This window comes from candidate division WOR-3 bacterium (assembly GCA_013177935.1).
GTDB lineage: Bacteria > Hydrothermota > Tepidihabitantia > Tepidihabitantales > Tepidihabitantaceae > Tepidihabitans.
This window is the reverse complement of sequence record JABLXZ010000002.1, coordinates 244,824-265,499: the sequence shown is the minus strand read 5'-3', so window position 1 is coordinate 265,499 and position 20,676 is coordinate 244,824. Positions and strand designations below refer to the sequence as shown.

The 20,676-nt window shown below is 53.9% G+C and carries 20 protein-coding genes; 6 read left to right on the top strand and 14 right to left on the bottom strand.

Annotated features, from left to right (window positions below; all coding sequences use genetic code 11):
* Positions 1-39: 39 nt before the first annotated feature.
* From HPY86_04410 to HPY86_04400, 3 genes are read left to right on the top strand one after another with little or no spacing between them, the layout of a single operon-like run.
* Positions 40-405, top strand: coding sequence for a hypothetical protein (locus HPY86_04410; GenBank protein NPV14156.1), 366 nt, complete (start codon positions 40-42; stop codon positions 403-405).
* A 32-nt stretch (positions 406-437) separates the two neighbouring features.
* Positions 438-1,190 carry a PrsW family intramembrane metalloprotease gene (locus tag HPY86_04405; protein ID NPV14155.1) on the top strand — a complete coding sequence of 251 codons (753 nt, stop codon included), beginning with the start codon at positions 438-440 and terminating at the stop codon, positions 1,188-1,190.
* 51 nt (positions 1,191-1,241) lie between these two features.
* Complete coding sequence (locus HPY86_04400) at positions 1,242-2,234, top strand: hypothetical protein (GenBank protein ID NPV14154.1); 993 nt, start codon at positions 1,242-1,244, stop codon at positions 2,232-2,234.
* Here the strand turns inward: HPY86_04400 and HPY86_04395 are convergent.
* The 5 genes from HPY86_04395 to HPY86_04375 form a co-directional block, all read right to left on the bottom strand.
* On the bottom strand, positions 2,227-3,207 hold the full coding sequence (locus tag HPY86_04395; GenBank protein NPV14153.1) for a glycosidase: 981 nt from the start codon (positions 3,205-3,207) through the stop codon (positions 2,227-2,229). The genes HPY86_04400 and HPY86_04395 overlap by 8 nt on opposite strands.
* A 5-nt stretch (positions 3,208-3,212) precedes the next feature.
* A complete protein-coding gene (locus HPY86_04390; GenBank protein ID NPV14152.1) occupies positions 3,213-5,474 on the bottom strand; it encodes a glycosyltransferase in 2,262 nt (753 codons plus the stop codon).
* Positions 5,475-5,789: 315 nt separating this feature from the next.
* Positions 5,790-5,957, bottom strand: coding sequence for a hypothetical protein (locus tag HPY86_04385; protein ID NPV14151.1), 168 nt, complete (start codon positions 5,955-5,957; stop codon positions 5,790-5,792).
* 94 nt (positions 5,958-6,051) lie between these two features.
* The gene (locus HPY86_04380) at positions 6,052-6,687 is read right to left on the bottom strand and encodes a transaldolase (GenBank protein NPV14150.1); all 636 of its coding nucleotides are present in this window, start codon (positions 6,685-6,687) and stop codon (positions 6,052-6,054) included.
* Positions 6,674-7,609, bottom strand: coding sequence for a ribokinase (locus tag HPY86_04375; protein NPV14149.1), 936 nt, complete (start codon positions 7,607-7,609; stop codon positions 6,674-6,676). Before HPY86_04375 ends, HPY86_04380 begins: the two co-directional genes overlap by 14 nt.
* Before the next feature lie 85 nt (positions 7,610-7,694).
* On the opposite strand from HPY86_04375, the gene HPY86_04370 reads away from it, so the two are divergent.
* Positions 7,695-8,216 carry a gamma carbonic anhydrase family protein gene (locus HPY86_04370; GenBank protein NPV14148.1) on the top strand — a complete coding sequence of 174 codons (522 nt, stop codon included), beginning with the start codon at positions 7,695-7,697 and terminating at the stop codon, positions 8,214-8,216.
* A 112-nt stretch (positions 8,217-8,328) separates the two neighbouring features.
* Here HPY86_04370 and HPY86_04365 read toward each other — a convergent pair whose 3' ends face one another.
* From HPY86_04365 to HPY86_04330, 8 genes are all read right to left on the bottom strand, one after another.
* Positions 8,329-9,045 (bottom strand): tetratricopeptide repeat protein, encoded by a 717-nt coding sequence (locus HPY86_04365; GenBank protein NPV14147.1) that lies wholly within the window; start codon positions 9,043-9,045, stop codon positions 8,329-8,331.
* Complete coding sequence (locus HPY86_04360) at positions 9,042-10,799, bottom strand: protein BatD (protein NPV14146.1); 1,758 nt, start codon at positions 10,797-10,799, stop codon at positions 9,042-9,044. The genes HPY86_04365 and HPY86_04360 overlap by 4 nt, the downstream gene beginning before the upstream one ends.
* A gap of 1 nt (position 10,800) precedes the next feature.
* On the bottom strand, positions 10,801-12,492 hold the full coding sequence (locus HPY86_04355; GenBank protein NPV14145.1) for a tetratricopeptide repeat protein: 1,692 nt from the start codon (positions 12,490-12,492) through the stop codon (positions 10,801-10,803).
* A complete protein-coding gene (locus HPY86_04350) occupies positions 12,489-12,704 on the bottom strand; it encodes a hypothetical protein (protein ID NPV14144.1) in 216 nt (71 codons plus the stop codon). Before HPY86_04350 ends, HPY86_04355 begins: the two co-directional genes overlap by 4 nt.
* Entirely contained in the window at positions 12,701-13,681 is a 981-nt protein-coding gene (locus HPY86_04345) for a VWA domain-containing protein (GenBank protein NPV14143.1), read from the bottom strand. Before HPY86_04345 ends, HPY86_04350 begins: the two co-directional genes overlap by 4 nt.
* A gap of 2 nt (positions 13,682-13,683) precedes the next feature.
* A complete protein-coding gene (locus HPY86_04340; protein NPV14142.1) occupies positions 13,684-14,733 on the bottom strand; it encodes a hypothetical protein in 1,050 nt (349 codons plus the stop codon).
* A 200-nt stretch (positions 14,734-14,933) separates the two neighbouring features.
* Positions 14,934-15,836, bottom strand: coding sequence for a DUF58 domain-containing protein (locus HPY86_04335; GenBank protein ID NPV14141.1), 903 nt, complete (start codon positions 15,834-15,836; stop codon positions 14,934-14,936).
* A gap of 5 nt (positions 15,837-15,841) precedes the next feature.
* Entirely contained in the window at positions 15,842-16,843 is a 1,002-nt protein-coding gene (locus tag HPY86_04330; GenBank protein ID NPV14140.1) for a MoxR family ATPase, read from the bottom strand.
* Positions 16,844-16,984: 141 nt separating this feature from the next.
* Here HPY86_04330 and HPY86_04325 point away from each other — a divergent pair, with 141 nt between their 5' ends.
* Complete coding sequence (locus HPY86_04325) at positions 16,985-17,566, top strand: MarC family protein (protein ID NPV14139.1); 582 nt, start codon at positions 16,985-16,987, stop codon at positions 17,564-17,566.
* Positions 17,567-17,571: 5 nt separating this feature from the next.
* On the opposite strand, the gene HPY86_04320 is transcribed toward HPY86_04325, so the two are convergent.
* Positions 17,572-19,188, bottom strand: coding sequence for a sodium:solute symporter family protein (locus HPY86_04320; protein ID NPV14138.1), 1,617 nt, complete (start codon positions 19,186-19,188; stop codon positions 17,572-17,574).
* A 307-nt stretch (positions 19,189-19,495) separates the two neighbouring features.
* Between HPY86_04320 and HPY86_04315 the strand changes: the two genes are divergently transcribed.
* Positions 19,496-20,563 carry a hypothetical protein gene (locus HPY86_04315; GenBank protein ID NPV14137.1) on the top strand — a complete coding sequence of 356 codons (1,068 nt, stop codon included), beginning with the start codon at positions 19,496-19,498 and terminating at the stop codon, positions 20,561-20,563.
* The last annotated feature ends 113 nt before the right edge of the window (positions 20,564-20,676 follow it).

Here is a 20,676-nt window from a genome sequence, read left to right as displayed (position 1 = left end):
TACCTTGCCCGAACTAATACCAAGCATTATAATACCTGAATGCGACTCAACCGGACCAAAAACCACTTCCTGAACTGGCTGCTTATCAGCATCGGTTATCTCCTTTCGCCTTTGTCCTGGTGGAACGACCTGTTTATCAACCTTCCCCTTGCCTATCTTTTTGCCTGCCTTTTCTCTCTTTTCTCGCCCCGGCTTTTCACGCCGGGTATCATCGCCGGTTACTGGCTCACTAACATCACCGGGTTACTCCTCATCCATCTTGCCTCGCTGCGTCTTGCTGGTGTCAAACGCTTGACCCGGCGCCAGTGGCTCATCAACGGTCTTATCAGCGCCGGATACAGCCTCCTCATTCTGATATTAGTCCTGCGCCGAATCCTCAAACCGTTCTGGCTCTACCAGCATTGACTTACCAATCACCCCGGAGAAAATAACTTTCAATGGTCTGGCTGCTGATTCTGGCGATTCTCCCCGGTATCGCCCTGATGCTATTTTTCTATTTCCGGGACAAATACAAAAAAGAGCCCTTTGGCCCCATCTTTATCGCCTTCCTGCTCGGCGCAATTGTAACCCTGCCGGCATCCGCCACATCTTCCCTTATTCAGCGTCTCACCGGTTGGTTTACTCCGCCTTTAACCATTACCAAAATCTTTCTCGGCGCCTTTCTCATTGCCGGGCTGGTAGAGGAGTTCTGGAAGTTCTTTGTTGTCCGTTTCTACTGCTATCACCGGCCCGAGTTTGACGAACCCTATGATGGTATCCTCTATTCCACGGCGGTGGCGCTCGGTTTTGCCACCCTTGAAAACATCCTTTACATATTCGGCACCACCGCTACCGGGCCCATTCGCACCGGCGTAATGCGCGCCCTACTGGCGGTTCCCAGCCACGCCTTCTACGGCGTCTTAATGGGTTACTTCCTTGGTGAGGCAAAGTTTGCCCCAACCGAGACTAGAGCGAATCTCCTTGGTCTCTTCGGGCTCTTTTTGGCAATCTGTGCCCACGGCATCTACGACTTTGTTGTTGTCACCCTTGCCCAGCGCCCGCTCCTTATCGGCAGCCTCATTGTATTCTCGGTCCTTGTCTGGGTAGTATTCTTTGAACTCACCCGGCGCCAGGCAGAACAGTCCGCCCATCAGTCAGCAAAACTCGCCGCCCTGAAAAAGGGCCCGCCACCCGAAGACCCTTCTCGCTAATTATTTAAAACGGCAATTTGACACCACCGTTTGCGTGGTTAGTATCAACTGGTGAACAAAAAACTTTGGACACTACTTCTGGCTGTAGTCAATTCCGGACTGCTCACAATAAACTTTTGCAAAAAACCCTTATTACTTAAAGACCGAGCAGAAACAATCCCGCCGGGCGCAGTAAAGATGCGGCCGGAGCTGGATTCGTTTCCTCCAATACTATTCTCTAACGAATGGGAACCACCGGTGCCAATGCCCGGACCGGTGAACACCGCCGGCGCTGAGGACTCACCTTTTATCACCCCGGACGGCTCTGAGTTCTACTTCTTTTTCACGCCCGATGTCTCGGTCCCGGCGGAAAAACAAATCGTGGACGGCGTTACCGGTATGTGGTACTGCCGGCTGGAAAATGGTCTTTGGACCGAGCCGGAGCGCGTGGTTTTGAACAACGACATTTCGCTTGATGGCGCGCAGTTTGTAATGGGCGATACGATGTGGTTTGCCTCAGTCCGGGCCGGCAATTATGGTGAAATTGACTGGTATCTCGCGACACGCCGCAATGGCAAATGGGGCAACTGGCGCAACGCCGGCCGACAGATTAATGAAGAACTCAAGCCCGGTGAACTCCACATCAGCGCCGACCATCGCACAATGTACTATGGCAAAACTGAGGTTCACGGTGGTCTTGACATCTGCCGTTCCGAACGCACCTCTTCGGGCTGGACCGAACCAGTTAACCTGGGACCGCTGGTCAACAGCGCTCGGGATGAAAGCCAGCCCTTTCTGTCATCCGATGGCAGCGAGTTGTGGTTCACCGGCTGGAATGACAGTTTGGTCGGACCGTGCGTCTATCGCTGCCGAAAAGACACCGCCGGACAATGGCAGCGGGCTGAGATAATTGTGGGCCAATTTGCCGGTGAACCTACCCTTGACGACGAGGGTAATCTCTACTTTGTCCACCATTTTTACTCGGGCGGCGAATCCTCGCATATGATTGAAGCCGACATCTACCTCTGCCGGCGGAAAAGCACTCTTGCCAAAATTATTAAGTAATCATCCGCTCGCCCGGCATCTCACAGGTTTCTGAGGTGTGCGCCTCCAGCCAGTCCAGTAACTCTTTGAGACTCGCCGTGGCAAGACAGATTGAGGTGTCCGCGGCGCCATAGTAAACCCGCAGGGTATCACCATCCGGCTCCAGTACCGCGCCACAGGGAAAGACAACACTTGACACATCGCCCATCCGTTCGTAAGGCTTCACCGGACCGAATATCCATTCACTGCCCCGCCGCACACAGCGCCAGGGTTGCTCTAAGTCCAGTAGCGCCAGACCAACCCGGTAAATTGAACCGCTCGGTGTATCTTTGACCCCGTGGTAAAAAATCAGCCAGCCCTGCGGTGTTTCCATCGGTGGTGTTGCCAGCCCAACTCGACTGGCATCCCACCAGGCACCCTGCCGCGCCGGAATCACCAGATGATGTCGGCCCCAGTGAATCAAATCGGGCGACTGGGAGATGTAAATGTGGGCACCGAGCGATGTTGTTGGTCGGTGCACCATCAACCAGTAGCCATTGAACCGCCGGGGCAATAGTGCCGCATCTTTGTCCGCTGGTGGCATCACCACACCCAGCCGCTCGTACTCCTTGAAGTCCCGGGTCAGCGCCAGCGCCACCGCTGGACCGGCTCGCGAGTAGGCGGTATAGGTAATGGCATACTTTCCCAGTTCCTCGACATAGGTGATGCGCGGGTCTTCAACTCCCCACAACTCCTCTGGAAATCGGCTCGGGTCGGGCGCAAAACTGGGCTCCGGTTCAATCTCCCAGTTGTCAATACCGTTGGCGGAACGGGCAACACATAAGTGCGAAATCCCGCGCCGGTCCTCAACCCGGCACAGAAGCAGGGTTGTGCCATCGGGCAGCAGCACTGCGCCCGGATTGAACACGGTGTTCACCGTATAGGGCCAGTCCGCGGCGGTCAGTATTGGATTCTTCTCCCAGCGCCGGAGTAACAACTGCCGGTCCTGCTCAATGTGCCTCAACTCTCCTCCGTCGCCTGTGCCTGCCGCATTGTCAACAGGGCACCGATAAACGACAGCGTCGCCTCGGCACCTTCATTACCATTGACCCCATCAGGATGCAGCCCATCGTGGCAGCCGCCGGTCGTGTAATCGTAAACCGGTAAGCCGAGGTCGTTACGCCCCAGATACCACTCAAACGCCCGACGCATCTCCTCCCGCCACTTTGCATCCCGGGTGCTTAAAAACGCCTGATAGCACGCCTCCACCGTGCACTCCGCCTCAATCGGCTGCTGGTCAAACCGCAGCCGCGCTGTTCCCCGATGCCAGCCGGTATGGGCAACCGGGACAAAGTGCCCCTGCTCTGCAGTCTGTACCGCCATCAACCAGCGCAAAGAGTCCAGCCCGGCATCAACCATCTCCTTTTTCCCCAGTTCCCGGCCCGCCACAATCAGCGCTTCGCTCAACCGGGCGTTCGCATAGGCAAGGCCCGACTCAAACCAGCGCCAATCCTCGGTCGCATTTCTCTTGTATAAGTCGAGCAGCCGTTCGGCAAGAAACTCCCGAAACCGCCGCGCATTACTGTCCCCGGGGAAACGCCGGCTATAGGCACACAGCCCGAGCAGGGTGTAAGCCCAGGCACGGGGGCTGGTAAAAAGCTCAACCGCGGGTAAGCCTGAGGCGAACAGATTCATCGCCAGTGCCACAACACCATCCTCAGTTGCCGAACTTACCGCATAACCCAGTGCCCAGAGCGCCCGGCCCTGACTGTCTTCTGAACCCGCCTCTTCTGCCCAGCGCCGCTCATAGGTCAGAAAATTCCGAAACCTCCCATTGTCCCGGTTAAATGCAAAATCGATAAACGCCAGATAGCGCCGGACCAGTCGATTGAGAAAGGGCTTGTCCGTATCGACCTCCTGCGCCCTTAGCACCATCAAAAGCGCCCGGGCGTTGTCGTCGGTTGTGTAACCTTCGGCAAGATTGGGCACGGTGCGCCGCGCGTGCTGCAGGATGCCGGTGTCGTCGGTCAGGGTTAACAGGTGATTCAGGTTTAACTCCGGCAGGTCGATGTCCAGCGGGTCAGCACTGCCCTGTACTGGTACCACTGCCAGCGGCGCCCGCATCCGTTCCTCTGCGGCTCGCTGAAATGAGTTCAGATAGCCACGGGCAACCTCCTTCCAGACCATCATCCGGCCAAAGGCGTAAGCCCGCTTGCGCATCATATGGCGCTCGGTCTCGTTCTCAAACAGCTCAACAATCGTGTCTGCCAGCGCCCTGGCATCCCGAAACGGCACCAGCCTGCCCCTGCCTTCGGCTAACATCTCCTCAGCATACCAGTAAGGGGTTGACACCACCGCCTTACCAACCCCCATTGAATAGGCAAGGGTGCCGGACACTATCTGCGCCGGATTGAGATAGGGCGTAACATAGATGTCGGCGGCACCGAGAAACTGGCACAGCTCATCCAGTGTCACAAACTGATTGTAAAAGATTAAATTTCGGTCAACCCCCTGCTCGCGCGCCCGGCGTTGCAACCGCAACCGGTACTCCTCACCCTGCTCCCGCTTCACATGGGGATGGGTAACACCAAGCACAATGTACACCACATCGGGAAACCGGGCGGCAATCGCCGGCAGGGCGTCAATCATATACTCAATCCCCTTGTTGGGTGACAGAAGCCCGAAGGTGAGAATCACGCGCCGGCCTTCAACCCCGAACAAATCCTTGTAGTAGTTCGGGTCAACAAACGGCATATCCGGAATCCCGTGATGGATAAAATCAATCTTTTTCTCCGGCACCTGGTAAATCTCTTTCAAAAACCGCACCGCCCGCTCACTCATCACCACCACCCGTTCCGAAACCCGGCAAATCTCCTCCAGAACCTGGCGCTGCTGCTCACTGGGCTCGGCAAGCACCGTGTGCAGGGTGGTGACAATCGGCATCCGCAAACGGCGCAGTGTGACCAAAATATGCCCACCCGCGGGTCCGCCAAATATCCCGTACTCATGCTGCAGACAGGTCAAATCAACCCGGGTCATATTTAGAAATTCCGCCAATTGCCGGTAATAGTCCTGATTGTTCTGGGCAACCTCGAACTTCACCTCTTCAGGATAAGGGTAGCCCTCCGGCGTATCATTCAGCGCCACGACCAGCCCATTCAACTCTGGCGCCTCCTGAATTATTGAATGGTAAAGGTCCGAAGTAAACGTCGCAATACCGCACTTTCGCGGCAGATAGGTGCCGATAAACGCTATCTTCTTAAACAGATATGGACCGCGCATCGCCGTTAACCTCAAACCCTTTTCCTGCTCTCATTGAATATACATTCTATTTACTCTGTTGCGGAATGTCAACATCTTTACCACCAACCCTCTACGCCTGCCCGCGTTACAATAAACCCGGCACCCAATTTTTGCATCGGACCACCGCTATCACCTATTAGACCCCGGTATGAGAAAAAATTAACGCCCTTTCTTCTAACTCTTTATCAGTCCACAGGTTAACCGTATAGGAGACGGCCCCCTGACCCCTTCCCGGGACTGTTTCTGACACCCTGACCTCTAACTGTACCGGTGTTCTTCGATACCCACCTGTATTTATTTTCTTAATAATCCATACTTTGCCGCCCTGCCGGTTGACATCTCCCAATCTTCAATACCGCCTTCCCCTTCTTTAATGGAAACTCCTCCCACTTCTTTAACGGAACATCCTACCACTACCTTAACGGGAACTACTACCACTTCTTTGATAGGAACTGTTATCAATCCCTTAATGGGAGCTCCTACCGTTTCCCCTCCATTTACGGGAGGGGAAAAAGGGGAGGGTAAAACTCCTGCCGTATCCTCGCCCGGTGATTGGTTATCTGCTATCCACTGCCTTTTGAAACTCTGCTATCGCCTCATCAGATAGGGGATGATTGCCCAGCGCCAGCAGTACCTCTAAGGGCAGGGTCAGATGGTGTGCACCCGCGATAAAAGCCCGCACCGCCTCTTCTGGTGACTTGACACTGGCAGCAACCAGCTCTACCGGTTTTCCGGTCGCCTGAATCACCGCTGCCAGCTCCGCAACCAGTTTTATCCCATCGCCCAAAAGCCTTGTTGCCCGATTGACATAGGGGATGATATAACTGCAACCGGCTTCAATCGCCAGAAGCGTCTGATAACCGCTGAACACCGCGGTCGCGGCACAGGGGATTTCCGGTGTGAGCCGCGTGACCAGCGCCAGATTTTCGGTTGTCGCCGGAATCTTCAACACAATTTTGTCCGGTGCAATCTGGTAAAATTTCCTTGCCTCCTGCTCCTTTTCCGCCTCGGTTCTGCCGGTCAACTGATAAAACACCGGACCGGGCACAATCTGGCACAGCCTCTCAATCACCGCTTCAGGCGCATCTGGCACCTTTGACAGCAGAATTGGATTGGTCGTACACCCCCGCACAAATCCCAGTTTTAGTGCCCGTTCTACCTCACTGATATTTGCGCTGTCAATCAAGAGCATAACCACCCTCCTGTTCCTTGAGCAAAAGTTCCACCTGTTCCCTTCTTGGCATCGAAGGCTCGGCACCAAGAACCGTGCAGGCAATCGCGCCGCAGGCATTGGCAAACCGCACCGCCTCATCCAGACTCCGGCCTTCGGCAAGGCTCACCACCAGCCCGGCACGAAACGCATCACCCGCGCCGGTCGAATCCACCACATCAACCTTAAACGGCGCAAACCGCCGCTTGCCCTTTTCATCGTAAACCAGCGCGCCATCCGCACCAACCGAAATAATTACCGCGCGGCGTCCGGACTTCAGTTCAAGCGCCGCCCAATCATCAATCGCCATTCCGCCCGCCAGTTCTGCCGCTTCAATCTCGTTGGGCACGATGTAATCCACCGGTTCCCGGATTGGCAGCTCAATCTTGTGAAACGGCGCCGGGTCAAGAAATACCAACCCCCCGGAATTACGGGCGAATGTTGCCGCCTGAAACGAAACCCGATAGGGAATCTCAAACTGCAGCATCAGCGCATCTGCCCTCTCAATTTCCTCTTTTGCCATCGCCACCTGTTCCTCTTCCAGCCGGAGGTTGGCACCGGCAACGCCGATAATCGCATTCTGCCCCGCGCTGTCAACCATCGGGCAGGCAACGCCGGTATGCGCCTCCGGGTCCACCGCCACAAAATCGGTTCTCATCCCCTCCTCCTTCATCTTTTTCAGAAACAACTCGCCAAAGTAGTCCTTACCCACCTTGCCCACCATCACCACCTCGGCACCGAGCCGGTGTGCCGCAAGCGCCTGATTGAACCCTTTGCCGCCAAGGAAAAGTCCGAACCCATCGCCTGCCATCGACTCCCCGGTCTTGGGCAACCGCTTGACCCGAAAAACCAAATCGGTCATAAACGAGCCGACGACGCAAATCTTTGCCCGCTCATTTTTCATAATGTTAAGTTTATCCACCAATTACGCCCTCTGTCAAACCGGACGAAAAAGTTGACCGACCGCAAATCGTCTTTATCGTTAAAATATGCTATTCAACTTTCACGGCAAACAGCCGCAAATTGCCCCGGATGTGTTTGTGGCGCCCAATGCGGTCATCATCGGCGACTGCGAAATCCAGACCGGTGCGACTATTTGGTTCGGCGTTTTGATTCGGGCTGATGTCAACCGCGTTGTGATCGGCGCAATGACCAACATCCAGGACTTAACCGTCATCCACTGCGATGAAGCCGAACCGCCGGTTGTGCTTGGCACCCGGGTAACTGTGGGCCATCGAGCAATTGTTCACGGCTGCACAGTTGAGGACGAGGCGATGATTGGAATGGGTGCGGTCATCCTCAACCGTGCAAAAATCGGCAAAAACTCAATCGTTGCCGCGGGTAGTCTGGTCAAAGAAGATTTTGTTGTACCACCGGGCACCCTTGTTGCCGGAGTTCCGGCTCAGGTCAAACGGGAACTCAAACCGGCAGAAATCGACTGGCTCAAAAAGGTCGCCGAAGGTTACTACCAGCTGGGCAAAAAATATCAGCGGTTAACACCAACACCCTAAGCAAAGACCTTTTCCCACCACTCTGCTACTTCTTTCTCCTTTTCTGCCCACCCTTTGATGGCGGGAAAAAAAGGGGGGTACCGCTTCTACTTCATCCCTGACGCCCGCCCAACTACTCAAAAACCTGTTCAACCGCCTTATCTTCAACCCAGCCGCCCACACCGCCCGGAATCTGGATTAGCACAAACCCGGGCCGGCGCTCAACAATCTTGACCTCCAGCCCGTCGTGTACTGCAGCAATCTCCTTGTACTCTTCACCCGGTCCAGAGCGCAAAACCGCCTCCGGTACCACAATAACCGCCTTTGCCGGGCTCACAATCCCATTCCAGACGAGCGTTGCCGCCCCAAAGTAAAGAAAACCAATTGCCAGAACGACCGCCCCGTACCCGAAAAACCTTTTGCCCGTACCCAGATAAAGCCCGAGACCGAGCGCCAGCAGGAAAAACGAAACCCCGGCAAAAAAACGGGTTGTCAATAGGTCCAACGGCGTCAGAATGTTACGCGCCAGCGTTACCAGCGGGCTTTCAGAACCGGGATTCTTGTCGGGCCGGAAGTTGCGGACAAAACCGATGTTATTGGTGATGTCCGGGTCGTGTGGTTTGAGCGCCCAGGCACGGAGATAGTCGGCAAGCGCCCTGCCCAATTTGCCTAACTTGAACTGAGCGTTGCCCCGGTTGTAATAAACCTCTGGTGCTGTGATGAACATCGCCGCTGAGTCGTAAACCACCACCGCCTCTTCAAACCTGCCCGCCTCGTAAAGGCTGTTTGCCCGGTTAAACAACTCAACCGGAGTTGTGGTCACCAGAAGAAGAACAAGTGTCAGACTCATATCTGCTTCAAAATCGCCCGCGCCTTTTGCAAAACCTCTCTCGGGTTGCACTCACCCATCCCGGGTGAAAAACGGGCAAGCGAGCACACCTGGACCGTGTCAAGGAACTCCTTTACAACCGCTGTGTCAACACCCTGACGCATCAACCCTTCTTGTAACTCCGTTGCGGTCAAACCGCCCACCTCCATATTGAACCGGTCGCCCACATAGGAAAGAAGCGTCTGATAGACCAGCCCGTAAAATTCGGCAATGCGATTTGCCGCCAGCAACCTCTCCGCCTGTTTCAGCCGCCGATGTGCCACACTCCGGGCACCACTGCGCCGGGCATAACCCGGGTCAAGCAGCATCCTGCGCCGCCGCATTCCCAGAACGGCTCCCAGCGCAACCGCGACCAGACCAAGAATGTAAAACACCCCGGACCAGGATGCAAAAGCCGTCCACGAATTGCCGCCTATCCGGAACTCAGTCTTAATGTGCCTGATATCTGTGCCTAAAACCCTCATTCCCACCGCTCCCGCAGCAACCTCACCACCACCTGTTGGTACACCGGTAGCAACAAACTCCAGAGCCGGTGTCTTTCTTGTGTAGTAACTGCCCGTTTTCGGGTCAAAAAACCCAATCTCAATCTCCGGAATCCGGAACCTGCCATCGGCAAGCGGCAAAACCGGAAAATCAAACCTCCTTGTGCCGTTGAGCATGCCCCCGGTGTAGTTGAACTCGTCCTTTGTCTCCGGATTCAATACTTTCAAACCGGTCAGTTGCGGTAGTGCCGGAGCGCCAATCAAACCAAGGTTGCCGGTACCGGTAATCACAACCGAAACAGTTACCGGTTCGCCACCGCGCGCCGTTTCCGGTACTACCCGGGCACTCACCTGAAACAAACCCACCCCGCCGGTAAAACTTGCCGGTTTTCCCGCCTCTGGCAGCGGCTTTACCTGAATTGTGATTGGTTCAGAAACCGCCTCAAAAGGCTGTGTGGTTGAGAAGATAAATCCTGGTGCCACCATCTCACCGGCAAGGCTCATCGCGCCAATCTTCAACTCACCCGACTGCGTTGGGAAGAGTGCGGTCTTTCGTACCACCGCCCCGTACATCGGCTTGCCCCGATAACTTCTCCTCTCATAATTCAGTTTTTGCGGTTGATACACCTCCTGAGCCCAGAAACCGGTCAGGCTCGGTGGTTCCTTGATGCTCAAACTTGCCACCTGACCCGATGTGTAAAATGTCCAGGTTGCGGTTACCTGCTCCCCCTGATAAACAGTTTTCCGGTCCACACCTGCCTCAAGAAAGGCTTCACCCCCAGCAGGTGCCGGCTCCTCAAAGATGTCAAAAGGGCTGCGCTGGGGCTGTGTCCGCTTTGTGCCGGTGCCGGTTTTTGTCACCTTAACCGTTATCGGCTCGGTCTTGTACTCCACTCCGTTGTACTCCAGCCGGCAGGGTCCAATTACCAGTTCGCCGGTCTTCTTCGGAATCAGGGTGTAAATGAAACTGATTGTCTGCTCCTGGGTCACCCTGCCCTGAACAATGGAAATGCTTGTTGACTGTGACTGACTGCTGCCGATGTTGTCAAATCCATCCAGCGCTGGCAACTGCGGTCGTGGCACCCGGCTGATGTTTGTCCCCCTTACCTGAACGGTCAACTGCAGCGGTTCGCCCAGACCAACCGTAGTTCGGTCCACCTCCGCGGTAAACTCTAACTCCCCGGCGTACGCCGCGATTAAAATCAACCCAACCGCAACAACCCAGTACCGCATCCTACCAGTCCTTTTCCACCTGACGCCTTGCCCTGGGCCTGCGCACCTCTTTCTGGGTCTGGCGCTCCCTGTTCTCAATCGCCTGCAAAACCCGCTCCGCCTCTTCCTTACCCATGCCCGATTTGGGCTGCGGTTGCGGCGCACTCATCTGGTTCTCTCGCTCCTTATTCTCCTCATTTGCCCCGCCCGGCTTCTGCTGTTCGCCACTTCCACGCTTCTGCTCTTCAGCACCTCTATTCTTCTCTTCCATCTCCGCCTTCTTCTTCAAGCAGAACTCTAAATTCTCTTTTGCCTGTCGGTCCTGCGGGTTGGCAAGCAACGCCATTTTATACGAGTTGATTGCCTCGTCCAGTTTACCCAACCGGTAAAAACTGTTACCCAGATTGTAAAAGGCATCGCTGCGCCGGCGCGGGTTTTTCTCCACCGTCGCCAGAGAAAGCTCCTTCACCGCATCTTCAAACTTACCAAGGCGGTAATAAGTGTTGCCGATGTTGTAGTGAATCGAGAGCGCATCCGGCTCCAGCACCTCAGCCCGCTGATAAAAACTCAACGCCTCCTGATATTTACCCCGGCGGAAGTAACCGTTGCCTGCCCGCATCAAAGCCGGCACATCTGCCTTTGCCTCCTGAACAAACCCCGCTACGCAAAACATCAATAGGAGTAACTGCCCAGACCAGACCTTTTTGCGCCATGGCGCTCCAAAGCCGCTCCGGACCGAAGGCAGGGCAAGGCTTAAAAACAAGAGAACAATCCCCGCCAGCAGAAAGGGTTGATACCGCTCCACATAGTTGGAAAAAGTACCGCCACTCAACTCCTCCTTTTCCAGCCGGTCCAGTTCTCCTGCCAGCCTTGCACCCGAAAACCCCTCTACCCGATAAAACCGGCCTCCGGTTGCCTGGGCAATGAGAATCAACTCCCGCTCATCCATCCTTGAAATTACCACCTGACCGGAACGGTCCTTCTTGTAAACCAAACCCCCTTCACCCTTTTCCGGTATCGGTGCGCCCTCGGCACTGGCAAACGCCACCGGATAAATCCGCACCCCCAGTTCCTTTGCCGCCTGCACCGCCTGTTCGGTCTGAGTGCCGTGGTCTTCGCCGTCGGTAATCAAAATCAGCGCCCGACTGCCCGGTGCAGTTTGGGTAAAAAGTTCACTCGCCTTCAAAATCGCCTTGCCAAAATCGGTACCCGGCACCGGCATCAACTCCGGGCTGATGATATCAAGAAACAGCTTTGCCGCCTCAACATCGGTTGTCAGCGGGCAAAGGATATAGGCATCACCGGCAAAGGCAACAATCCCCACCGCATTACCGGCAAGTTCATCAAGCAAAGCAGCAACCTCGGTCTTAGCACGCTCGAGCCGGTTCGGCTTGACATCTTCGGCGAGCATCGACTTCGACGCGTCAAGCGCAATAACCACCGCAACACCCCGGCCCTTAAACATCTGCAACCTTTCTCCCCAGCGCGGCCGCGCCAGGGCAACAACCATCAGCCCCAGACCTAAAATTAGAATGATCAGTTTTGCCGTTTCCCTGCCTGCAGAGCGGTCCGGCTCGATTTGGGCAAGCAACTGCGGCTCAATCAAACGCCTGACCCGGCGCCGGTCAATAGCCCGAACCAAAATAAACACCATGACAACCACGGGCAGGACAAACAAAAGGTAAAGCATCTGCGGCGCACCCCAGTTTATCATCCAAACCTCCTCATAATCACTCCTGTTATGAAAAGCGGTGACACCGTCCGGTTCTTCCTGCCCTCGCCGTTTAAGGGAAGCGGTGAACCAGTCATATTCCTCTTGCTCTCACCATTTATGGGAGGCAATGACACCCTCAAGTTCCTCTTGCTCTTGCCCTCTCCCTTTATGGGAGAGGGTTGGGGTGAGGGCATCGCGTCCCACTTTATCATGCCAGCCTCCGGTTAATTGCCATCCCGGCGAAAAACCCGGCAAGGGCAAATAGTATACCCAAAAGTAACGGTGTCTGCATCCGCTCCTGATACAGGGTGTAGCGCCGCGCCTTAAAGGTTGACGGCTCGAGCCGGTCAATCTCCTCATAAACCCGTTTCAGCGCCTCCGGGTCCGTAGCAAGGAAAAACTTACCACCGGTAATATCAGCAATCTTCTGCAAGGTCTCGGTATCAAGGTCAACCTCCATCTGGACATAGCGCCGGCCAAAGAGCGGGTCGTCAACCGGAAACGGCACCGGTCCCTTACTACCCACACCAATCGTGTAAATCTTGATGCCGAGTGCTGCTGCCGCCTGCGCTGCGGTCAATGGGTCGATGTCACCGGTATTGTTGCGGCCGTCGGTCAGCAGGATAATTACCTTTTCCCTTGCCTTTGAGCCTTTGAGCCGTGCCCCCGCACTGGCGATGCCCATCCCGATTGCAGTCCCATCCTCTAAAATGCCAAAGTCCACCCGGTCCAGGATGTCGTTGAGAATCTTGTGGTCCAGGGTCAATGGACACTGGGTCAAACTGGTTGCAGCAAATATCACCAGACCGATGCGGTCACCGGTGCGGCGGTTAATAAACTCCTTTGCCCGCTCCTTGGCAACGGTGAGCCGGTCTTTGGGCAGAAAGTCCGCCGCCTGCATCGTGCCGGAAATGTCCAGACAGAGCATAATGTCAATCCCTCTGGTCTCCAGTTCTTCAAACATCCGCCCCTTTTGCGGCCGTGCCAGCGCCAGCGTAGAAAAAACGAGCGCTAAGGAAAAAAGGGAAAGTGGCAGGTGTTTGACTACCCGCTCCAATGCTGTAGGTGCAGGCAGCAGTGTTGTATCACTAAAACGCAAACCGCTGCGCCCGCGCCATCTTTCCCACCACCATAAAAGCGGCACCAGTCCGAGTAGCGCCAGATAGCCGGGATGCGCAAAGTGCCACATCGTTAACCTCCGCTCCTTACCGCCGCATTGCCCACTGCTCCTTCACCACTGCTTCCAGCCGGTTCCGGTGCTGGTATCGTCAGTTCCACCAGTTGCCGTGCCTGAACCACCAGCTCTTCCGGCTTATCTGGAATGTGTTTCGCATACTTCACCTGGTCCGCTTCCCAGAAGAAGCTCCGGAACCGCTCCAATTCGCTAAACCGGCGCTGGCGCAACTCCCGCAGTATCTCGCTCGTTGTCTGGTCAATTGCCGGAAACTCAAACCGCCGGGTCAAATACCGCTTGACAATCTCGGAAACGGTGTAGTAATACCTTTTCACCTGACCACTGCTCAGCCACTCTTCAACCGGCACCTGTTCCAGCGCCCTGAACGCCTCGTCCCAGGGTGAAAGTAAAGGTGCCGGTTCTGCCCGTTTTCGCCGGTAACGCCTTAACCACCGATAGCCAAAGTAACCGGCTCCACCCAGCGCCAGCACCGCGAGTAACACCCAGACCGGCATCAGGTTGGGAAACTCGCGCTGGCGCTTGATGTCGTTGATGTCCTGCATCCGCTCGTCGATTAAACTCACCACCTTCACCGGCAGCGAATCGCTTGCCGCAGCAACCAAACCGCTCGCATCCTGATAGGTCACCAGAAAAGGCGGCAGTTTCTTTTCTCCGGTCGTCCACAATGCCAGCGTCAGATTGTAAATGTCAAGCACCGTATCACCCCGATAGCGAATCTGGTGTTTCTGTTCCGTTACCGTAAACTCATCCGCCTTTTCCACAAATGGTGGTGATACGGTCAAGTTCCTTGGGTGAGAAACGACAAGTTCCACTTTTAACCGGTCGCCAATTGTCAACGGCTTACCCCTTTTCTCCTGCACCTTCACCACCACCCGTACCGGTCCGCCTTCTACTATGCGATAGGGTCGGGCAACCGTATCACCCGCCAAACTGTCCACCTGCGCCCATTCGCTTTCTTTTCCCCGCCCTTGATGGGAGGGGAAAAAGGGGAGGGTATCCGCTCCTGCATTTCTGGACATCGCCAGCCCTAAAAGCAACCCAATCACCAGAATTATCCCTGCCGCTCTTCTGCACCTCTCTACTTCGCTACCTCTCCATTGATTGCAACTATTTCCTACTCTACCCCTCCCTTGCCAGAAACTCCTACTCCTTTCCATCTCTTGAAGGAAATACCTACTCCTTCCCCGCCCTTGACGGAAGGGGAAAAAGGGGAGGGTGCCCGCTTCTACTTTTCTCCGCATTCCCATCACCGATAACGCCGTGCCCGCTCCTGAAAGAACCGATGCAGTTTTGGGGTAAACGGCTCGTCGGTTAAAAGCGGAATGTGGTCCACACCAAGCCGTTGAAACAACCGGCTGAGCATCTCCTGCCGCTTCTCTCTTCTTTGCCGAAAAACCTCCTGCACCCACCGCGCACTCGTGTTCACCAGAACCCGTTTGCCCGTTTCTGCATCAACAAACTCCTGCAACCCCAGTGCGGGCAGACTCTGTTCTGCCCGGTCGTTGATGCTCAACACCACCAAATCGTGCTGCCGGCTCATAATCGAGAGCGGCTTCTCAAACTCAGCACCGACAAAACCCGGTCCGAGCAAATCCGAAACCAGAAACACAATCGCCCGGCGCTTGAGGATGTGCAAAACAAACTCCAGTGCTGCACCTGGCGCGGTTCCCACCCCTTGCGGCTGAAAAAACAAAATGTCCCGCACCAGGCGTAACACATGGGTACGCCCCTTTGCCGGTGGCACAAAGTGCTCAATACGGTCGGTAAAGAACACCAGCCCCACCTTGTCGTTGTTCTTAATTGCGGAAAACGCCAGGGTCGCACTTACCAGCGCTGCCTGCTCAATCTTCAGCGCCCCTTTCGTGCCAAACCGATTGGAACCTGAAGCGTCCACCACCAGCATCACCAGCAGTTCCCGCTCCTCGGCAAACTGCTTGACAAACGGCTTGCCGAACCTTGCGGTCAAACGCCAGTCAATCGTCCGCACATCGTCGCCCACTTGATACTCCCGCACATCGGCAAACTCCACGCCCCGGCCCTTAAAACTCGACCGGTACTCTCCGGCAAACACGGTGTTGACCAGGCGCCGGGTGCGAATCTCAATCTGCCGAATTTTGGCGAGGTCCAGTCGCGTTGTTACCGCCCGCATCCTTCTTACGGCACCTCCACCCCTTCCAGCACACGCCGGATGATGTCATCGGTTGTTAACTCTTCCGCTTCGGCTTCGTAGGTCAAAATCAGCCGGTGCCGCAGCACATCATAGGCGAGTTCTTTGATGTCTTCCGGGATCACAAAACCACGCCGCCTTAAGAACGCCATCGCCCGGCTCGCAGTCAGAAGATAGATTGATGCCCGGGGCGAAGCGCCATAGCGAATCAGCGGCACCAGGTCCGCTAAGTTGTGCTCCTTGGGAAATCGGGTGGCAAAAACCAGATTTAAAATGTACTCCTTCAACTTCTCGTCAACATAGATGCGGGTGCACAACTCCCGGCCGCGCAAAATCGTTGCTGTGTCCACAACCGGTGCCACCTTCGGTTCCACACCTTTTGTCATCCGCTCAACAATCTGCTTTTCCTCCTCCTTTGAAGGATAACTCACCCGCAGTTTCAGCAAAAACCGGTCGGTCTGTGCTTCAGGTAGGGGATAGGTACCCTCCTGTTCAATCGGGTTCTGTGTCGCCAGCACTAAAAACGGCTCCTCGAGGCGGAAGGTCTCATCCCCAATCGTCACCTGCCGTTCCTGCATCGCCTCGAGCAGTGCACTCTGCACCTTGGGTGGTGCCCGGTTAATTTCGTCGGCCAGCACAAAATTGGCAAAAATCGGACCCTTGCGCGCGGTGAATTCACCGGTCCGCTGATTGTAAATCTGCGTGCCGATGATGTCGGCGGGCAAAAGGTCGGGCGTAAACTGAATCCGCTGGAACCGGGCGCTGATTGCACCGGCAAGCGCCTTCACTGCATAGGTCTTTGCCAGTCCGGGCACACCTTCAATTAAGATGTGCCCGTTTGCCAGAAGCCCGACCAGCAGCCTTTCAATCAAATACTTTTGCCCGACAATCACCTTGCCGACCTCAGCGGTCAGCGCCTGAACAAACACACTCTCTCTTTCTATCTCCTCATGAATCCGTCTGATATCGTCCTGCTGCAACTCTGTCATCGCCTACTCCTTTTTATAAATGCCGTTCCACCCCCATTTCCCACCTTATATATAAATAGACTAAACCCATCGCCTCCTGGTTGCAAGAAAAACAGTACGCCTGACTTGATTTATCAAGACCCGCGCGGTATTCTATCGTTGATGTTCTACTCACTCCTTCAGCTCGTCATCCTCTTCTTTGTCATCTTTGACCCGCTCTTGAGTTTTGTTGTCTTCTTCGGTGCCACCGCGGATATGAGCCCAGAGGAGAAAAAGAAGACCGCCTTTCTTGCTGTCACCGTTGCCCTTTCCATCTCCATTCTCTGCCTCATCTTCGGAGCCAGCCTCCTGCGCCTCTTCAACACCAACATCCAGGACTTCAAAATCGCCGGTGGTGTTATCCTCGGCATCCTCGGCATCAAGATGTCGCTTGGTCAGTCCGACTCAGAAAAGGTGATGGGCACCAAACGCTCGGCAAAGGCAATCGCCTCCATCATCGCCACCCCGCTCTTGACCGGTCCGGCATCAATCACCGCCATCATCATCAGCGTCCACGACTATGGCAGACTCCTGACCGCCATTGCCGTTCTCCTTGTCCTCCTTATCACCCTGATTCTATTCCTCCAGGCGCCGCGCATCACCCGCTTCACCGGCGAAACCGCAATGCAGGTTGTCTCAACCCTGATGGGCTTAATCACCCTATCCTGGGGCATAATGTTCATCAAACAGGGCTTGGGCATCTGAACCATCTAAATCCTGTTTTCCCGCTTCTCTGACCGCAAAACAAAAAACAGGGCAAAAAAGAGCAACCCGATAAGCAGAAAGTGAAACCAGAGCCACAACGGCAGTCCAAGAACAACCGGTCTTTGCCGGTGCCAGTTGTAAAAGTCAAGGCTCAAAACAAAGATTAAGAAAAATGGCACCACCCGCCACCAGTTTATCCGTTTCAGTGTCACCCAGGAGTCAAGCCCGTGCGCCGGAAACAGAATCGTCCCCAAAATCACAATCAAACTGACAACAATTACCACCGGGATTACTGGCAGAAAACCAAAGTCCGGCAAAAGTTTGAAGTGGTAAAGAACCACCAGCGCCTCACCAACAACAATTGAGGCAAAACCCGCCCAGGGGTTTGTCTTTTTCCAGTAAGCCGCGGCAAGGGTCACCGGAAAAAGCACCGCCAGTCCGGTAAAAGTCTCGGTCGCAATCTGTAAAATTGTGCCCCACGGCTTTAATGCCAGAAAAAGCCCCACAAGGGCAAGAACAACCATCACCGGAAAGTGCAGCGGCTTTGCCCCTTCTGCCGGTTTCCCGAGTAAAATCCTGATGTCCCGGACAAGCATCGAAGACAGGGTCAGAAGTTGCGAATCCATCGTGGACATCAAAGCGGCAAGACCACACACGGTCAGAACCCCGCTGAAGAACTGGGGCAGGCTCTTATTCACCAGCAAGGGCAAAATCTGGTCGGACTTTGCGCCCTCAATTCCGGGCAAAACCTTATGCGCCATCACACCCAGCGCCACCGGAAAGAAAAACAGAACCCCGGTCACAACCGGATAAAAAAGCGCCGCCTTTTTCAGTGAACCCTCATCCTTCGCGGTAAGAAATCGTTGAAACAACTGGGGAAACATCGGGTCGCAAACAAACCAGAGAAAAAGATAAGAAAACCAGACCGCAAGCGTAAAAAACCCACCTCCTCCGGGCCTGGAAAAAAGTTCACCCTGCCGTGCCATCAAATCGTTACTGACCTCGACAAAACCACCCAGTTGCTTCACCACCGCCCCAAAAATCAGCGCCAAACCGCAAAGCATCACCACTCCTTGCAACAAATCGGTCCAGGCATCACCACGCACCCCGGCAAGCAGTACATAACCTAAACCAACAAAAACCACCAGACCGGCACCCATCGCATAGGGGAGACCAAAAAGCGCATTCAGCATATAACCGGCACCCATCGGCTGCAGCGCCAGATAGGGCAGAGTGAAAACTACCATCACCAGCAGATAGGCAAGATGAAGCGCCCGATTTTTAAAACGGAACCGAATCAACTCCGGAGGCGTAATCGCACCCTGCGCCTTTGCCGCCTGATAAGCCGGAATTCCGAGCAGAATAAAGGTCAAAGCCATAAACCCGGTGCCAAACGCCATTATCGGATAATACGAATAGCCAAAACGATAACCGGCACCGGCAAACCCGAACACCGTAAACGACGAAAAGTTTGTTGCTGCCAGCGTCACGAGCAAAACCAGCGGACCAAACCGGCGCCGGGCAAGAAAAAAGTCCTCGTGCCCTGGTCTTGACCGCAACCGGGCAAAAATCCCGAGAATTAAAAGCAGCACAAAATAGCCCGCAAACAAAGCAACCGTCATCTTAAACTCCTTTTGAAGTGCCTATAAACAAAACAAGCCATCCCTGGTTGGGATGGCTTGCGCCTGACATAACCAGCAAGACAATTGTAAAACCCGATTTGCCACCTGTCAAGTCCAATATATAAATACGACCACCATAAAAAGCAGAGGTAATTTAAGCCGGTACTTACTCTATATCGCCCCTTTTTCTCAATTTAATTTTTTGCTTGACAAAGGACATTTTATTTGCTATATTTTTGATAGAGGGGCGTCCATCTGGACGCCCTTATTTTTTAAGGCTAAAAGGCTAAACAAAGGAGGTGCTGTTATGGCAATCATAATCATAAACACAAAAAAAGATACCGCATCGGAACCGATCATAAAGTCCGAGATAGAACCAGAGGAAAAATTGAGGGAGGTGATTATGAAATACCCCGAAATTCTGTCTCTCTGCGATATAAAAAAGGGCGTGAAACTTTGTATAGTAGCAGAGGAGTTCTGGGGCATCGGTTTAATTGGTATTGATAGAGACGGCGAAATTTACATCATCGATACGAGGTCATACAAAAAACGGGGAAAGGAAGTTGTAGCCAATTTACTTGAGTGTGGGGCCTCATTGTACAATTCTGAATTCAATGAATTTATAGCTGAGTTGGATAAAAACTGTAAAAATGTCATAAAGCAAAACGTGGAAAAAAGGCTGGCGGATTTTTATAAGTTAGATGGGCGTGCAGTAAAGAAAATCTTACAAAATCTATATCGCAACTTTGACGGAGGAAAGTTCAAATTCGTTGTCCCTGTGGATAAACTGGATGAGAATTTGAACAGCCTGATTGATTTCATCAATAAAAACAGCAACTTTACCATCTATGCTGTGGAACTGGAGTTGTACAAGCACAACATCGAAGAAATCTTTAACTCAAAACTTTACAAGGCGGAAGATAGATTAATCAGTACAAAAGAAACACAAAACCAGATTAAGGAAGAGGCAATCAATAAAGGCGTTGGGGAGTTGTATGAACAACTCGTGCAGGGAATAAGGCCGCTTTTCTTGCGAATGACTCCTTCGCGGGCACAAGAAGAGGAAGAAAAGCGACGACTTCTCTTTGTGTGCCGATTGCAAAGGGAAGATGCTTGGCCATTTATCGTTTATACTAAATATAGTGACAAAAAGAAAGGATTGTATTGCTGGCTACAGGCGAACGATATGGCAAAATACTTTAAAACCTCGACCACAAATATTTTAAACCTTCTCCCTACAGAAAAAGGGTATGAACCTCCTTATAATGAACAGAACCAGTGGTACTGCTATTTCAAAACCAAAAGTGAGGTTGATAGGTTCATCAACGGCTTGAAGCGACTTAAGGCGCAGGCGGAGGCTAAGGAGAAGAAATAAAGAAGGGCGGCGATGAAAAAGAAGGCGATTAATTGGCTAATCGCAAAACTTGACAAGCAGCCGATTTTTTGTATAATAAAGCCGTAGTGTAGTAGTAGAGTAGGCGAAAACGG

Coding starts and splice junctions, on each gene's coding strand:
- HPY86_04410 (NPV14156.1), top strand. CDS start 40: ATGCGACTCAACCGGACCAAAAACCACTTCCTGAACTGGCTGCTTATC.
- HPY86_04405 (NPV14155.1), top strand. CDS start 438: ATGGTCTGGCTGCTGATTCTGGCGATTCTCCCCGGTATCGCCCTGATG.
- HPY86_04390 (NPV14152.1), bottom strand. CDS start 5,474: ATGCGCGGTCCATATCTGTTTAAGAAGATAGCGTTTATCGGCACCTAT.
- HPY86_04380 (NPV14150.1), bottom strand. CDS start 6,687: ATGCTCTTGATTGACAGCGCAAATATCAGTGAGGTAGAACGGGCACTA.
- HPY86_04375 (NPV14149.1), bottom strand. CDS start 7,609: ATGAAAAATGAGCGGGCAAAGATTTGCGTCGTCGGCTCGTTTATGACC.
- HPY86_04370 (NPV14148.1), top strand. CDS start 7,695: ATGCTATTCAACTTTCACGGCAAACAGCCGCAAATTGCCCCGGATGTG.
- HPY86_04365 (NPV14147.1), bottom strand. CDS start 9,045: ATGAGTCTGACACTTGTTCTTCTTCTGGTGACCACAACTCCGGTTGAG.
- HPY86_04360 (NPV14146.1), bottom strand. CDS start 10,799: ATGCGGTACTGGGTTGTTGCGGTTGGGTTGATTTTAATCGCGGCGTAC.
- HPY86_04355 (NPV14145.1), bottom strand. CDS start 12,492: ATGATAAACTGGGGTGCGCCGCAGATGCTTTACCTTTTGTTTGTCCTG.
- HPY86_04350 (NPV14144.1), bottom strand. CDS start 12,704: ATGATAAAGTGGGACGCGATGCCCTCACCCCAACCCTCTCCCATAAAG.
- HPY86_04345 (NPV14143.1), bottom strand. CDS start 13,681: ATGTGGCACTTTGCGCATCCCGGCTATCTGGCGCTACTCGGACTGGTG.
- HPY86_04335 (NPV14141.1), bottom strand. CDS start 15,836: ATGCGGGCGGTAACAACGCGACTGGACCTCGCCAAAATTCGGCAGATT.
- HPY86_04330 (NPV14140.1), bottom strand. CDS start 16,843: ATGACAGAGTTGCAGCAGGACGATATCAGACGGATTCATGAGGAGATA.
- HPY86_04325 (NPV14139.1), top strand. CDS start 16,985: ATGTTCTACTCACTCCTTCAGCTCGTCATCCTCTTCTTTGTCATCTTT.
- HPY86_04320 (NPV14138.1), bottom strand. CDS start 19,188: ATGACGGTTGCTTTGTTTGCGGGCTATTTTGTGCTGCTTTTAATTCTC.
- HPY86_04315 (NPV14137.1), top strand. CDS start 19,496: ATGGCAATCATAATCATAAACACAAAAAAAGATACCGCATCGGAACCG.